Origin of the sequence: Borrelia maritima (assembly GCF_008931845.1) — a bacterium.
GTDB classification, from domain to species: Bacteria; Spirochaetota; Spirochaetia; order Borreliales; family Borreliaceae; genus Borreliella; species Borreliella maritima.
The window spans coordinates 465,625-479,668 of record NZ_CP044535.1 but is presented as its reverse complement, the minus strand read 5'-3'; the positions used below and the strand labels follow the sequence as shown (position 1 = coordinate 479,668).

The following is a 14,044-nucleotide window of genomic DNA, read 5'->3' as shown; positions in this document are numbered from 1 at the left end:
AATTACGGAGAGGGTGAGATTCGAACTCACGGTAGGCTTACACCTACAACGGTTTTCAAGACCGTAGCATTAAACCACTCTGCCACCTCTCCAGAGTTAAAACAAACTTTAATCAATAAAGTACACACTGTCAAGATTTAAACAATCACGGAGAGAATGGGATTCGAACCCATGGTCCCCTTTTAAAAGGACAACTTCTTAGCAGGAAGCCCCATTCGACCACTCTGGCATCTCTCCTATAACATTAATACATAATATCTTAGAGATATTATTATTGTCAATAAAATAAACTAAATAAATTACGAATATTAGTAATTTATTCTAAATTCTTTATAAGCTTCTATTAAATTTTGAAAATCCGCAATAGAAATGTCACTTTTAGAACAAACGTCCTCCTCATTCAAGGCCGCTTGAACTATTTTTTCCTCATTATTGCTAAATTTTAATTCAATGCATTCATCTTTAATTCTCCAAATATATGTATTCACCCTTATATTGTGATCAAAAATAAAAATAGGATCTCTCAAATTTAAAGAATTATCAATAAAAAATAAATATTCTAAATACCAATTGACTTTTAAAGATATCGCAAATTCTTCAAGCAAATTCTCAATTAACATATCCTCACTAGACTCAAGTAATTTTAAAAATTTTAAATAAGGCCCTGGATTAAGCTCACAAAGTTTTTTTATATAAAAATAGGCATCCTCAAAATCACGATTTCTAAGAAAAAATAAGGCTGCATAAAAATATATCAAATCTAGATTAAAATAATCACTAACCATCCTCTCAATAGCCCTTTTGGGAGAAAATTTTAAAAGCTCAATTGTAGCAATATGCATATTATAAATTGTATAAATATTTGGAAAATTTAAAATGGCTTTAACATAAGATGTTGTAGCTTGAGTCATGTTGCCTATTTTGTGAAAAATGGTTCCTCTATTATGCCAAATATACTTAGAATAATGAGAATCTGTTAAAAATTTTTCAGAAAGCCTAATTGCTCTGCTTATTTCACCAATAGAATAGAAATAATACATTAAATAATTAACAATAAGAGCAAGATTGGCATCAAAAAAATTTTTGTCTACTTTTAAAAAACTTTCTGTTTTAAGAGATTCACTATTTTTTAAAAGCCAAATATTAAGCTTAACAAGAGAATTATTTTGATCCAAATCCTTAGCCTTAAAAAATAATTTCAAGGCCTCATCCTTGTTGCCTAACATTTCAAATAAGACAGCACTATTGTTTAAAGCTTGTATAAAATCAGATTTTTGCTCTTTAGCCTTTAAAAAACAACTTAATGCAAGTTCATATTCTTTTAAATTGAAATAAAAAACACCTAAATTATAATTTTCAAAAGGGCCTAGCTCATCTTTATTTTTTTCAATTTTACCATAATTTACAAGTTTAACTAAAAAATTGTATTCACTCAAAACAACAGGATAAGTATTTAGAACATATAAAAGAGCTTTATAATCCTTTTTCTTAAAATAAATAAGCGCTTTAAGTGAGAGAGAATCAAAATTTTCATCAAAAACATCTAAATTATTAAGAGAACTCTTAAAATCACCATTTTTATAAAAATTTAAAGCTTTCTCAAAGCTAAAATTATTCATATTTTTTAAAAATCTCCATAGGCCTTACAGAAATCTCCTTTGAGAAAGAAGTCTTATTAACACTTTTATCCAAATTGTAAGCAGCAATACTAATATAATAAAGTCTTCCATCTTCAAGTCCTGTAATTTTAAAAGAAGTTTGATTTCCAACATCAATAGGGGAAGTTAAAACACCAGCAATTTTTCCATGATAATTACCAGAGACAACCCCAATATAAACATAATACCCTTCAACACTGCTATTAACAACAGGAATCCACTCAATAAAAACTTCCCTGGAGCCTGGAATAACTCTTGTTATTACAGGAGGGAATGGGGCTGATTCGGGTACATAGGTGATCGACATACTGTAAAGAGAAGGACTATTTATAGAATCTCCACTGGGATAAAATTCAACCTTTATTTGAATATATTTTGATATCTTTGAATCTGGAAAATCTTTTTTAGGATCAAAATGAATCCATGCCCCAGTTAAATTTTTTTTAATATTTCCATAGCTATCTGTATCGTAAAATATCTTATTATCTAATCTATAATAATAAACAATCTCTGTATCCTTAGGAACATTAGAATCAACATCGAAGGACAATACTTGAGAATAGTATTTGGAAAGCTTAATGGGCTCTGTAATAATGTATCCCATACTCTTTGAAAAAAAAGCGTTACTAACCTCTTCAAAGCTTTTATGTATTTCTAAATTCTCAACCGCACCAGTAAAATAAGTTCCTAAGGTAAAATCAATAAAATTGCCAATACTTAATAAATATCCTGATCCTTCCTTCTTATCATCTGTTATATATTCTATTGCTTGAGGTTTAGAATCTATTAAATATTCAAGTATACCATCCTTTTGCCTATATCTTAAAGTGTGCAAATGCCATTTCTTTGGAATAAAATCATCATTACTTTTCATTCTAATTTTAATAGGATTCTTATTATCTTTTAAAAATACATTGTTTAAAACCCAAACAAAATTTCCCTCATCACTTTCTAATCTAATAGATTGATCTACCCATGAATTATTAACATTTTTATAACCATCCCAACTAAAAATAATTTCTCCTGTAACAGAAGTTGTTCGATATACCCAAAACTTAATAGTAAAATCAGAAACAGTATTACCTGAAGAAAAAAAAGCTTTCTTTCTTAATGGTTTAAACTTAACAGGATTTTGATTTGAATAAAAAATTAAAGAACCATTAGAGACATTACGAAATTCATTTGAAACTCTCAAACTCTTTGCACTAACTAAATAGTTTGAAGATGTGTCCTTTAATTTATTATCCCTTCCTATTTCTAAGCGCAAATCAATATTATTCAAATCCAAAACAGCTTTATATCTGTCCAAATAAATACCAAGTAATCCCCTTAAATCTCTTTCAAAAGTAATATTGCTAGAATCTTGAATAAATTTAAAATTTTTTTTTGAATCAAGTATTAACTTCAATTCTTGAGATAAAAGAATAGAAAAGCACAAAAAAAATAGCAAGAGCATTAAAATTAATCTCATTTTTGACCTTTTATTTGTTATTATTCATATTTTTAAATACCCTAGAACATAAAACAAAGTGCCTTATGCTACAATATTATATCACAAGATGATTTCTAATAAAATCTAAAAACTATCTGACATTATGAAAGAGAATCTAACAAGTTTATTCGAAAAAGTAATAAAATTGCCAACCATAAGCGGTTGCTATAAAATGCTAAATGAAAATAAAAAAATACTCTATATTGGAAAAGCAAAAAATCTAAGATCAAGAATAAAAAGTTATTTTTTAGAAAAAAATAGTCACAAAATCAAAATGTTAATGAAAAATGTAAAATCAATAGAGGTTATTACAACAAACAGCGAATACGAAGCACTACTTCTAGAATGCAATCTAATCAAAACTCACAAGCCTGATTACAATGTAAAATTAAAAGATGGAAAAGGGTACCCCATGGTAAGGATAACTCATGAAAAATATCCAAGAATTTTCAAAACTAGAAAAATAATTAATGACAAAAGCGAATATTTCGGCCCATTTACTAATGTAAAAAAATTAGATCAAGTATTGGATTTTATTAGCAAAACATTTAAGATTAGAAAATGCAAAAAAAAATCCACTGTTCCTTGCCTATATTACCATATGGGACAGTGCCTTGGAGTATGCTACAAAGAAAACCTTGAAAAAGAATATCAAAAAGAACTAGATAAGGCAAAATCCATACTAAGCGGGAATATATCCGAAACATTAAGTCAAATTGACATTAAATTAAAACTTGCAATACAAAAAGAAGATTTTGAAACCGCTATTAAATTAAAAGAAATTAAAAGTTCTTTGACAGAAATTAATCAAATACAAATCGTTACAAAAACCAACAATTTAAACATAGACTATGTCTATGTTCATCCAGGGGAAAATGTAAATACAATAATAGTATTAAAATACAGAAATGGGAAATTAGTTGAAAGAGATGCAAACTTTGATGAAAGCATATGCAAAAAAAATGATTTGGTTTTACAATTTTTGATTCAATATTACACATCTATTAATATGATAGTGCCCGATAAAATTCATATTTTTATCAAAGATGTTGACACTAAAAATGTTGAAAAACTAATAAATGAAATTAAAAATACAAAAACAAAAATTATTTACAAAGAAACAGCAGAAATTTTAAAAATAATGGAAATGGCAATGTCTAATGCCGAATTATCCTTAAGAGAATATGAAAATAAAAGTAATAAAGCACTTGAGAGTCTAAAAATTTTGCTAGAAATGGACAAACTTCCCAAAATAATTGAAGGATTCGATATTGCCCATCTTAAAGGTCAAGAAACAGTGGCTTCTATGGTGACTTTTAAAATGGGGTTGCCTTTTAAAGAAAACTATAAGCTTTACAATATAAACTCACTATTAAAAGGAGAAATTGACGACTTCAAAGCAATAAAAGAAGTAATCTCAAGAAGATATTCAGAAATAATCAATAACAACTTAGAACTACCGAATTTAATCTTAATTGACGGGGGAAAAGGACAACTAAATGCTGTTTTTTTTATCCTAAAAGGCTTAAAAATAGAGAACAAAGTTAAAGTTTGTTCGTTAGCAAAAAAACAAGAAACAATATTTTTAACAACTAATAAAAAAGGAATAAATTTGCCCCAAGGACATCCTGCTCTTAGAATACTACAAAATGTCAGAGATGAAGCACACAGAAAAGCTAATGGATTTAACAAAAAAAGAAGAGAAAAAATAAATCTATTGTATACAAAAATAAATGGAATTGGAAAAAAAACAGCACAAAAAATATTAAAATCAATTGGAACCTATAAAGATATATTACCTTTAAGTGAAAATGAAATTTCAGAAAAAATAAAAATAAATATTCAACTTGCAAAAAAAATAAAAGAATTTGCAATAAAAGAAAACTCAATAAAAAATCATAATCACGACATATAAATTTTAAACTAGATTATTATTGATCAATATTTTTTAAAATAAAAACACTATTTGAAATGCCAGGCGATAAAACTAAAAAAAGATCATTAATAAGCTTGTTTCTAGCTTGCATATTTGAAACATCTCCTAAAAGCTCTATTTTATATTTTCCAGAAGGACTCTTTGCCATTCTAAAAAAATGAACAATCTCAGTGTAATCAGAACTATCTAACTCTCCAATAACTTCATTTATTAAATTGTTAAATATTTTTTTACGCTCTTTTTTCTCTAAACTTTTAATCTTTGAAAATCTTTCTTCCATTTTATTTAATTTATCCAAAAATTTTTCTATCCCGTTTTGAAAGTTAATATTTTTAATAATAACTTCAAATTCAAAGCCCTTAGAAATATTTTTTTTACCTATTATTTGATATCTTAGATTATTAAAAAACAAAGGATAAAAAATAAAATCATCCTTTGCCTGAGATTTTAACCCATAAATTTTTGCTTTCAGATCACTATCATTTGGAATATTCAAATAATTAAAAAATATTTCAGGGCTGCTTTGTAAATTTTTAATAGAATCAAAAAACTCTATTAAAACAATTTCTGCCAGTCTAGATTCAGACCTACAAGACAAAAAACAAAACAATAAAATACAAATTAATTTCTGCTTCATACATTAAAAATTAAATTTTGATTCTGAAAAACAATGCATTAAAAAATTATTATTAAGATTTAAGATTGAAAATATTAAAAAATATGACAAATTTTGATGAATATTTTTAGAATAAATCCTCAAGTATAAATCAAACTTATATAAAATTTTCAAAACAATTCTTATGTCTTCAATTGAATAATTTTCAACCCCTATTCTATAAATTTTATTTAATGAAAAAAAAATTTTATTTTTATTCAATGCGCTCTGCAAGCTTTCACATGCATTATAATCTATTTTCACCTTTAATAATCTTTTAAATTGCCAAATAAGACTCATCAAAATATTAAGTAAATCTTCTCCCTGGTCCAAAATAGACTTAATCTTTATCAAAGAATGGGTCATATCTTTTCTTAAAATTGAATTAAATAAAGAAAAAGTATTTTCAAAACGAATAAAACTAATCCAAGAAGTTATATCTTCCTCATCAATGGTATTATTCTTGGCAAAAAGTGCAAATGAATCTATATAAAATTTCAAAATTTTAGTATCTGAATTTAGCATTAAAAGCATTAAGTTTATTGCAGAATCTGTGATTTTAATATTAAGATTAAAAAAATTTCTTTTTACAAATGTAAATTTATCATCATCAGAAATTTCATAAAAAACTTTTTTTATAAACTTAAGCTTGTTCTTAAAATCAATATTACATGTATTGCTATTAGAAATAAAAATAACAGTTTTATTGCTAGATTTTAAAATTGCATTACATACTAGTTCTAAATCTTTTCCCGCTTTTAAAAGTTCAGACTCATAAACAATAAAAATTTCTTTTTCTGAAAAAAAAGAATTGGAAAATAGTTTCTCAGCAAATCCCACAGCCGAGAGTTCTGATAAAAAAATCTTAGTAACTGAAACTTCTGATTTAAAAGCATCCATTTTAATTAGCAGCTCCTTTAAATAGGCCTCTTTTAAACCTTGTTCATTACCCAACAACAAATAAACCACTTGCATTAAAGTAAATTATAATCCAAGTGCCAAATATATTATACTTAAGCTAGGAGGAGAATATGAAAGTTGCAATATTTACAGATACGTATATCCCAGAAAAAAATGGAGTGGCAACGTCAATAAAACAAATTAAAGAAGGGTTTGAAAAAAATGGATATGAAGTTTACATATTTTGTCCAAAAACAAAAAAATCTTTAAATGAAAAAAATGTTTACAGATGCCCATCTATCCAAATAAATAAAAAACTTGACGCTGTAATAGCTTTCCCCAATAAAAGAAAAATATCTAAAATAATACAAAACTACAAACCAGACATCATTCATACTCACTCCGAATTTTCTATGGGGAAAACTGGGAAACAAATTGCATTAAAGCAAAACATACCAATGGTTCATACAAGCCATACAATGTGGGATTATTATTTGCATTACTTAGGATTTTTCAAATATTTCATCAACCCCGATAAAATGATACGAAGACATTATAACAAAATAAAATATTTTATTTACCCATCAAGCAAAGCAAAAAAGAGGTATTTTCACCTTTCAAATAATTCTAACTATAAAATAATCCCAAATGGAGTTGATAGAAAGCTTTTCATAAAAACTCTAAGCAAAGAAAAAAAAGATGAGATTTTGAAAAAGCACAATATAAAGCAAACAGACAAAATAATTATATTTGTTGGCAGAATAAATAAAGAAAAAAACATAAATTTATTAGTAATACATTTAAAAGACCTTTTAATACAAAACAAAAACTACAAGCTTATCATTATTGGCAAAGGAAGTGAAGAAAAGGAAATAAAAAATTTTAGCATCAAACATGGACTTGAAAAACAAATATTGTTAATAGGAGCAATTCCATGGGAAGAAATATATTATTACTACAAAATTTCTGATATCTTTGCTAGTTTATCAAGAAGTGAAGTATATCCAATGACAGTAATAGAAGCATTAACTGCTGGAATACCTGCTATTTTGATAAATGATTATATCTATAAAGATGTAATAAAAGAAGGAATAAACGGATTTTTAATAAAAAAATACGAAAACTTATCTGAATATATAGAAAAAGTAATAAAAGATGATGAAATACTAAAAACATTTAAACAAAATGCAAAAAAATACTCTATTAAATTTGCAAGCCATTTGTTTATAAAAAAAATTGAAAATTATTACTCAGAAATTATTGCAAGAAAAAATTATTAAGACAGTTTATCAAAGGGTATAAAACAAATTGGAACCTTAATTTTCATATCGAGTAAAACATTTTGAATAGACTCACCAACAAAATATTGAAAATCCCAAAAAGCCTCTGTATTAACAAAAAATCGGGCTTGTAAAATTATATAATAAGGAGTGTATTTTTCGACAATAAGAGTAGGAGCACAAACTCCAACATTAAATTTTTTATTATTAAAAATCATTAAATCTTCTATTTTGTCTTTCAATAAACCAATATTAGTATCATAGGGAACTTGAAAAGAAAACACAACTCTTCTTCTCGGACTTGCCGAAAAATTAACAACAAAATTCGATGTAAGCTTGCTGTTTGGGATTTTAATAATTTCTTTGTTAAACGTTTCAAGTGTAGTAAAAAAAATTTGGACATTCTCAACCAAACCTTCAACATCCCCACATTTAATATGATCTCCGCACTTAAAAAATTTAGAATTTAAAACAACAAATCCGCTAACAAAATTAGACAAAATGCTTTGAGCAGCAAGTCCAACAGCAAGCCCTAATGATCCAAATACAGCAATAATAGATGTTGTAGGCACACCAAGATATGTCAATATTATTAAAATAATAACAAAATCTGTAAATATTTTGAAAAAAGACTTTAAAAAGTTTAAAACTGTAATTTCTAACTTCTTTTCTAATCTAGACTTTTCCAAAGTCTTAAATAAAATTTTACCTATTTTCTTAACTATTAACTTTAAAAAATACCATATTAATATAGCAATCGAAACTTTAAAAACATAACCTACAACACCCTCGAAGATATAATTAAAATAATCTTGAAATATAAAAAGCTCCTTAAACAAAATAAACTTTCCTTATAAGCCCTACATAAATTAATTGAATTATAACACAAAAAAACAAACAAACCTCCCCCAATAGAAAAGCTCTAATAAAAACAGTAAGCTCCGCGTTTTAAAGTCATAATAAAGCATGTTGTCACGGTCACTGCTTAACAACAAAATACACATTGCAACAATAATTGTGATAAAATTAGTATTCAAAGGTTTTTACTAAATTTGAGAAAACAAATGCATAAACAAAAAAAAATATATGAAACTCTAAACTTATTTTTACTTGTATTTAAAACAACAACACTTACAATTGGCGGAGGATTAATAATTATATCTGAGCTTAAAAAAATACTTGTTAAAAAAAGGAAAATAATATCTAAAGACGACTTTAACAAAATATTAGCAACATCAAATGTTATTCCTGGAGTTACAGCGATTAATTTTGTATTCCTAGTAGGAAAAAAATTTGGAGGTTTCCCATGTGCACTCTTGCTCGTTGTTGCAGGAATTTTACCTTCTATTATTGCAATAATATTGGTTTTCCTTTACTTAAACTTAGTGCAAGACAACATACATGTAGAAAAATTTCTCGAAGGTGCGAAAATCTCTTCGATTATCATAATGTCAACAGTTGTCTTAAAATTTTCAAAAAAAATGTTAAATAATTCTTTAATAAAATGGATAATATGTTTTATTGTAATTTTTGCAATTCTTAAATTAAAAATAAAAATATCATATATACTGATAATTTTCTTTTTAATATATATATTTAAATATATAACAATAAAAAAAATATTAAGTAAAGAAAAAAAGGATATCGGTTGATTTTAATAAATTTATTCATTACCTTTTTAAAAATTGGATTATTAAATTTCGGAGGTGGCAATGGAATTGCTGCAATAATAAACAATGAAATAATTAATAATAAACATTGGATAACAAAAGAAGAATTTGTCAATATGATTACAATATCAAGAATAACCCCCGGTCCTATTGCAACAAACATAGCAACATATGTTGGAATGAAAACCGCCGGAATTGCGGGCGCAATAATTGCTACAATAGCATTAATAACAGCTCCAATAATTATAATGGTCATAATCTTACTAATGCTGCACAAAATTGGCTTTTTAAATTATTGTCTAGAAAATTTAAAACCTATTATTGTTGCACTGTGGATAATTACAATAATCATCTTGATGGAAAACACATATATTAAAATAGATAACGACAAAACAGAACTTTTAAAAACCTTGACTACTGTGGGAATTAATATTTTTATTTTATATTTTTATAATAAAATAAGCCCAGCATTAGTAATTATACTTAGTGGATTCTTTTATACATTAATATAAAGATGATTAAACAAAAATTAAGATTATCTCAAAATTTAAATTCAACTCAAATACAAACAATAAAAATGTTGAGTCTTAATAAAAAAGAATTAACACGGCTTATACTAGAAGAAAGCGAAAATAACGAATATCTAGAAATAGACTCAACTAAAATATTTTTCGAAACATTAAAAACACATAAATTTAAAAAAGTTTTTTATAAAGAAGATGATATAATGAAAAATCAACATGACATAGCTCTTGAAAAAACACAAACAAACACTTCTTTAAAAGAGCATCTTTTGCTACAATTAAGAATACAAAGAATAAATGACGATGAACTTAAAATAGGTGAAATATTAATAAACAATCTAAACAACAAGGGTTTTTATATAACAAACCCTTACGATCTTTTTAAAAAAGAAGAAAAAGAAAAAGTAAAAAAAATAATTGAACTTATTCAAAAATTTGATCCAATTGGAATTTGTGTACCCAATATAATAGAATCTTTAATTTTACAAGCAAAACATCATAAGTTAGAAGCTAATATTATTAAAATTCTTGAAAAAGCAGAACTTCTTGAAAAAACTCAAGAAAAGTTAAAAGAAGAGCTCAAAATAAGAAGTAAGGAATTTAACAAGGCTTTAGAAATTATTAGACAAAAGCTTAGCCCCAACCCAACACACGAATTTAAAGACCCAAATGACACCAATTTTTATGTTGACCCAGACATATTAATAATAAATCACAATAACAAATTTAAAATTAAAATCAAAGAAGTTAACATATTTAAAAAAGAACTTAAAAAGACAACTGAAAATCCTCAAAAACAAAAAAAAGCAAAATGGTTAATCGAATCATTACGATACAGAGATGAAATACTTGCAAAAATAGGAATAGCTATATATACATTACAAAAAGAATTTCTAAAAAGAGGCTTTAAAAGTTTAAGGCCAATGAACTTGAACATTTTGTCAAAAAAAATTAGTGTATCAAAATCAACAATATCAAGAGCAATAAAAAATAAATATTTAAAATGCGAATGGGGCACCATACTAATCAAAGAGCTCTTTAGCTCTGTTGGTGGAGCAAAAACAAATGAATTTTCAAAATTAAGCATTAAAATAACAGTAAAAAAGCTGCTAGAAATAAATAAAAAGATGTCAGATAAAACAATTTCTGATATACTAAAATCCAAAGGAATCTGTATTTCTAGAAGAACGATTAACAAGTATAGAAATGAATTGAAATCTGAGAAAGGAAAAACATATTATGGAACCTAAAATTCAAACAGTTAATTATAATTTAAATGAGAGTGAAAAAATTTTTATTTTCAAAAAGTTAGAAAAATTTGATACTCATATCAAAAAACATATAGATAATTTAAAAATTACAATCAAAAAAGAACATGAGCTTTTTGAATTGGACGCACATATCCACTTTAATTGGGGGAAAATAATACATATAAGAGAAGATGGAAAAATACTTCTCAATCTTATTGACAGCGCAATGGCAAGACTTTATAAAACAGCAACCAAAGAAAAAGAGAAAAAAAACAACAAATAAGATAAGCAAAAAATGCAAGAATTAGAAATTGAGATAATAAATAAAGACGGAATACATTCAAGGTCAGCAAACATCATTGCTGAATTAGCAAACAAATACTCTTCATGCGATATAAAAATAACAACAGAAGATGGCAGAAAAGCTGATGCAAAGTCTACAATAGAAATTATCATATTGGGAATAATATACAAAGAAAAAATTAAAATAACAGTCGTTGGGAAAAAAGGAAAACTAGCAATTAAAAATTTGTTAAACTTGCTAAAATATAATTTTTCAAAAGAGCTTCAAAAATGAACAAAAAATTTTATTACATAGCAATGCTACTGCACTTACCTAATCTTTTATTTTCATACTCAACAAAATATGACATTGAAATACAAATGTCATATTTTGTTATGAGTCTGGCAATCATTGTAATCTCATCTATTGTAATAGGAAATCTAGTTACTAAAATAGGAATTCCAAAAGTAATAGGACAAATAACAGCAGGAATAATTCTCAGTCCAAATGCCTTTGGAAAAATTCAAATACCTTTATTATTTCCACTAGGAATAACTCAAGTAGGAGAAAATTATTTAATAAATGAAAAAATATTTGCAATATCTACCATAGCTTCAATAATATTACTTTTCACAGCAGGACTTGAAACTGACTTAAAATTATTTATCAAATTTTTACCACGCGGAGGAATTATTGGAATAACAGAAGTTGTTGGCACCTTCACAAGTTTTGTACTAATGGCTAGCATAATTTTTAACGTTCCTCTAATAAGTCCAACCTCGCTTTTTATTGGAATAATTGGAACCCCAACATCAGCAGGAATTGCAGCAAGCATACTATCAGCAAAGAAAAAAATGAGCACATCAGAAGGAGTAACAATAATCTCAACTTCAATTATTGATGATGTGCTTTCAATGCTTATGCTTACAAGTGTAATAACTATATCAAGGTCTATATCAGATCTTGATATAGCAAGCTCGATCAAAGCCATAATTCAAAACATAGTAATTTGGCTATGCTTAACTTTTTCTCTAATATATGTATCAGAAACGATCTCAAGACTGTTGAAAAAATTAAACAGCGTCACCTTAGCAACCGTAATAACACTCTCTCTAGCTCTTACCATTGCAAGTATTTTCCAAAATCTGGGAATGTCTTTTGTTGTTGGAGCTTATGTATTTGGACTTGCCATGTCAAAAACAGACATTGTATATGTAATCCAAGATAAACTAACAATCTTTGAAAGATTTTTTATCCCAATCTTTTTTACATCAATTGGACTTATGTCAGATATTAATGAAATACTCTCAAAAGAAGTTCTTATTTTAGGATTAGCAATTAGCGCAATAGCAATAATTACTAAAAGTATATTCTGCTTTATTCCAGCGCTCTTTTTAGGATTTAATAAACTTGGTGCATTAAAAATTGCAACCGGAATGGTCCCAAGAGGAGAAGTTTCACTTATTATGGCAAATGTAGCATTATCTTCAGGATTTATTAGCCAAAAAATATTTGGAATCATAATAATAATGGTATTTTTGCCAACAATTATTGCAACACCCATAATAAACTTTTTATTTAAAATAAATAAAAGCGGACTTAAAAAGGAGCTTCCAATAGATCAAAATACACACATATGCGTATCATTTGAATATGATAATTTAGCTAAAATTCTTATATGGGACTTAAAAAATGAATTAAGAAAAGAAGGATTTTTTACACAACAAATTAAAAATGATTCTTCACAATATATTAATGCAAGAAAAAATAATATATCCTTCTCAATAAAACGCGAAGGTAGTAAAATCACATTCGAATGCCCAAACAATCATTTAATCATAATGCAAGATCTTTTTAGAGAAACAATCTTAAATTTAGAAAAAATAACTAAAGAAGTTGAAACAGTCTCTTTAAGAGCAAAAAAACTAGATTATTCAATAAATTATGATAAACTCCTTAATAATATTAACCTAAATAAAAGAATAAAAAAAGAAAACATTATTCTAAAATTAAAAGCAAGCAATAAGGCCGATGTAATCAGAGAACTTCTAAGCGTAATAAACATTGAAATTGATAAAGAAAGAATATTCCAAGATTTAATGGAAAGAGAAAAATTAATTACTACTGCGCTCAAAGAAGGTTTTGCTATCCCTCATTTAAAAACAAATTTAATCTCAAAAATACACATTGCAATAGGAATAAGCCACGAAGGGATTGACTTTAATGCCCTTGACAAGAACTTAAGCCATGTTTTTATATTAATACTGTGCCCAGCAAAAGATTACGTAAGCTATCCTAGAATTTTAGCATCTGTTGTGGGTAAAGTTGATCTTTACAAAAAAGAAATTTTAAATGCAAAAACAGACAAAGAAATTTATAATATAATAGTGAGCTAA

13 protein-coding genes and 2 tRNA genes are annotated in these 14,044 nt (G+C 26.4%); 8 read left to right on the top strand and 7 right to left on the bottom strand.

Features of this window, described 5'->3' with window-relative positions; all coding sequences use genetic code 11:
* Positions 1-5: 5 nt before the first annotated feature.
* The 4 genes from DB723_RS02285 to DB723_RS02270 all read right to left on the bottom strand — a co-directional run bounded on the left by DB723_RS02285 (position 6) and on the right by DB723_RS02270 (position 3,129).
* Positions 6-92: transfer RNA gene (locus DB723_RS02285), tRNA-Ser, on the bottom strand.
* 56 nt (positions 93-148) lie between these two features.
* A tRNA-Ser gene (locus DB723_RS02280) sits at positions 149-237 on the bottom strand.
* A 71-nt stretch (positions 238-308) separates the two neighbouring features.
* Complete coding sequence (locus DB723_RS02275; protein ID WP_151552212.1) at positions 309-1,619, bottom strand: tetratricopeptide repeat protein; 1,311 nt, start codon at positions 1,617-1,619, stop codon at positions 309-311.
* Complete coding sequence (locus tag DB723_RS02270) at positions 1,612-3,129, bottom strand: fibronectin type III domain-containing protein (RefSeq protein ID WP_151552210.1); 1,518 nt, start codon at positions 3,127-3,129, stop codon at positions 1,612-1,614. Before DB723_RS02270 ends, DB723_RS02275 begins: the two co-directional genes overlap by 8 nt.
* A 124-nt stretch (positions 3,130-3,253) precedes the next feature.
* Here DB723_RS02270 and uvrC point away from each other — a divergent pair, with 124 nt between their 5' ends.
* Positions 3,254-5,065 carry an excinuclease ABC subunit UvrC gene (gene uvrC / locus DB723_RS02265; RefSeq protein ID WP_151552208.1) on the top strand — a complete coding sequence of 604 codons (1,812 nt, stop codon included), beginning with the start codon at positions 3,254-3,256 and terminating at the stop codon, positions 5,063-5,065.
* A gap of 16 nt (positions 5,066-5,081) precedes the next feature.
* Here uvrC and DB723_RS02260 read toward each other — a convergent pair whose 3' ends face one another.
* Entirely contained in the window at positions 5,082-5,723 is a 642-nt protein-coding gene (locus DB723_RS02260; protein WP_151552206.1) for a hypothetical protein, read from the bottom strand.
* A 3-nt stretch (positions 5,724-5,726) separates the two neighbouring features.
* Positions 5,727-6,716, bottom strand: coding sequence for a DNA polymerase III subunit delta (gene holA / locus DB723_RS02255; protein WP_151552204.1), 990 nt, complete (start codon positions 6,714-6,716; stop codon positions 5,727-5,729).
* 56 nt (positions 6,717-6,772) lie between these two features.
* Between holA and DB723_RS02250 the strand changes: the two genes are divergently transcribed.
* Positions 6,773-7,921, top strand: a complete 1,149-nt coding sequence (locus DB723_RS02250; protein WP_151552202.1) for a glycosyltransferase family 4 protein — start codon at positions 6,773-6,775, stop codon at positions 7,919-7,921.
* On the opposite strand, the gene DB723_RS02245 is transcribed toward DB723_RS02250, so the two are convergent.
* Positions 7,918-8,760 carry a mechanosensitive ion channel family protein gene (locus DB723_RS02245; protein ID WP_151552200.1) on the bottom strand — a complete coding sequence of 281 codons (843 nt, stop codon included), beginning with the start codon at positions 8,758-8,760 and terminating at the stop codon, positions 7,918-7,920. The two genes, DB723_RS02250 and DB723_RS02245, sit on opposite strands and share 4 nt — an antisense overlap.
* Before the next feature lie 213 nt (positions 8,761-8,973).
* Here DB723_RS02245 and DB723_RS02240 point away from each other — a divergent pair, with 213 nt between their 5' ends.
* Genes DB723_RS02240 through DB723_RS02215 form a run of 6 tightly spaced genes read left to right on the top strand, consistent with a single transcriptional unit; the run spans position 8,974 to position 14,044 of the window.
* Complete coding sequence (locus DB723_RS02240; protein WP_151552198.1) at positions 8,974-9,573, top strand: chromate transporter; 600 nt, start codon at positions 8,974-8,976, stop codon at positions 9,571-9,573.
* Positions 9,570-10,103 carry a chromate transporter gene (locus tag DB723_RS02235; protein WP_151552196.1) on the top strand — a complete coding sequence of 178 codons (534 nt, stop codon included), beginning with the start codon at positions 9,570-9,572 and terminating at the stop codon, positions 10,101-10,103. The genes DB723_RS02240 and DB723_RS02235 overlap by 4 nt, the downstream gene beginning before the upstream one ends.
* A gap of 2 nt (positions 10,104-10,105) precedes the next feature.
* Complete coding sequence (gene rpoN / locus DB723_RS02230; protein ID WP_151552194.1) at positions 10,106-11,365, top strand: RNA polymerase factor sigma-54; 1,260 nt, start codon at positions 10,106-10,108, stop codon at positions 11,363-11,365.
* Positions 11,355-11,648, top strand: a complete 294-nt coding sequence (locus DB723_RS02225) for an HPF/RaiA family ribosome-associated protein (protein WP_151552192.1) — start codon at positions 11,355-11,357, stop codon at positions 11,646-11,648. Before rpoN ends, DB723_RS02225 begins: the two co-directional genes overlap by 11 nt.
* 12 nt (positions 11,649-11,660) lie before the next feature.
* Positions 11,661-11,942, top strand: a complete 282-nt coding sequence (locus tag DB723_RS02220; protein WP_151552190.1) for an HPr family phosphocarrier protein — start codon at positions 11,661-11,663, stop codon at positions 11,940-11,942.
* Positions 11,939-14,044, top strand: coding sequence for a cation:proton antiporter domain-containing protein (locus DB723_RS02215; protein ID WP_151552188.1), 2,106 nt, complete (start codon positions 11,939-11,941; stop codon positions 14,042-14,044). Before DB723_RS02220 ends, DB723_RS02215 begins: the two co-directional genes overlap by 4 nt.

Excerpts from the sequence above, each read along its gene's own strand:
- DB723_RS02275 (WP_151552212.1), bottom strand. The coding sequence starts at position 1,619 with ATGAATAATTTTAGCTTTGAGAAAGCTTTAAATTTTTATAAAAATGGT.
- DB723_RS02270 (WP_151552210.1), bottom strand. The coding sequence starts at position 3,129 with ATGAGATTAATTTTAATGCTCTTGCTATTTTTTTTGTGCTTTTCTATT.
- uvrC (WP_151552208.1), top strand. The coding sequence starts at position 3,254 with ATGAAAGAGAATCTAACAAGTTTATTCGAAAAAGTAATAAAATTGCCA.
- DB723_RS02260 (WP_151552206.1), bottom strand. The coding sequence starts at position 5,723 with ATGAAGCAGAAATTAATTTGTATTTTATTGTTTTGTTTTTTGTCTTGT.
- holA (WP_151552204.1), bottom strand. The coding sequence starts at position 6,716 with ATGCAAGTGGTTTATTTGTTGTTGGGTAATGAACAAGGTTTAAAAGAG.
- DB723_RS02250 (WP_151552202.1), top strand. The coding sequence starts at position 6,773 with ATGAAAGTTGCAATATTTACAGATACGTATATCCCAGAAAAAAATGGA.
- rpoN (WP_151552194.1), top strand. The coding sequence starts at position 10,106 with ATGATTAAACAAAAATTAAGATTATCTCAAAATTTAAATTCAACTCAA.
- DB723_RS02225 (WP_151552192.1), top strand. The coding sequence starts at position 11,355 with ATGGAACCTAAAATTCAAACAGTTAATTATAATTTAAATGAGAGTGAA.
- DB723_RS02220 (WP_151552190.1), top strand. The coding sequence starts at position 11,661 with ATGCAAGAATTAGAAATTGAGATAATAAATAAAGACGGAATACATTCA.
- DB723_RS02215 (WP_151552188.1), top strand. The coding sequence starts at position 11,939 with ATGAACAAAAAATTTTATTACATAGCAATGCTACTGCACTTACCTAAT.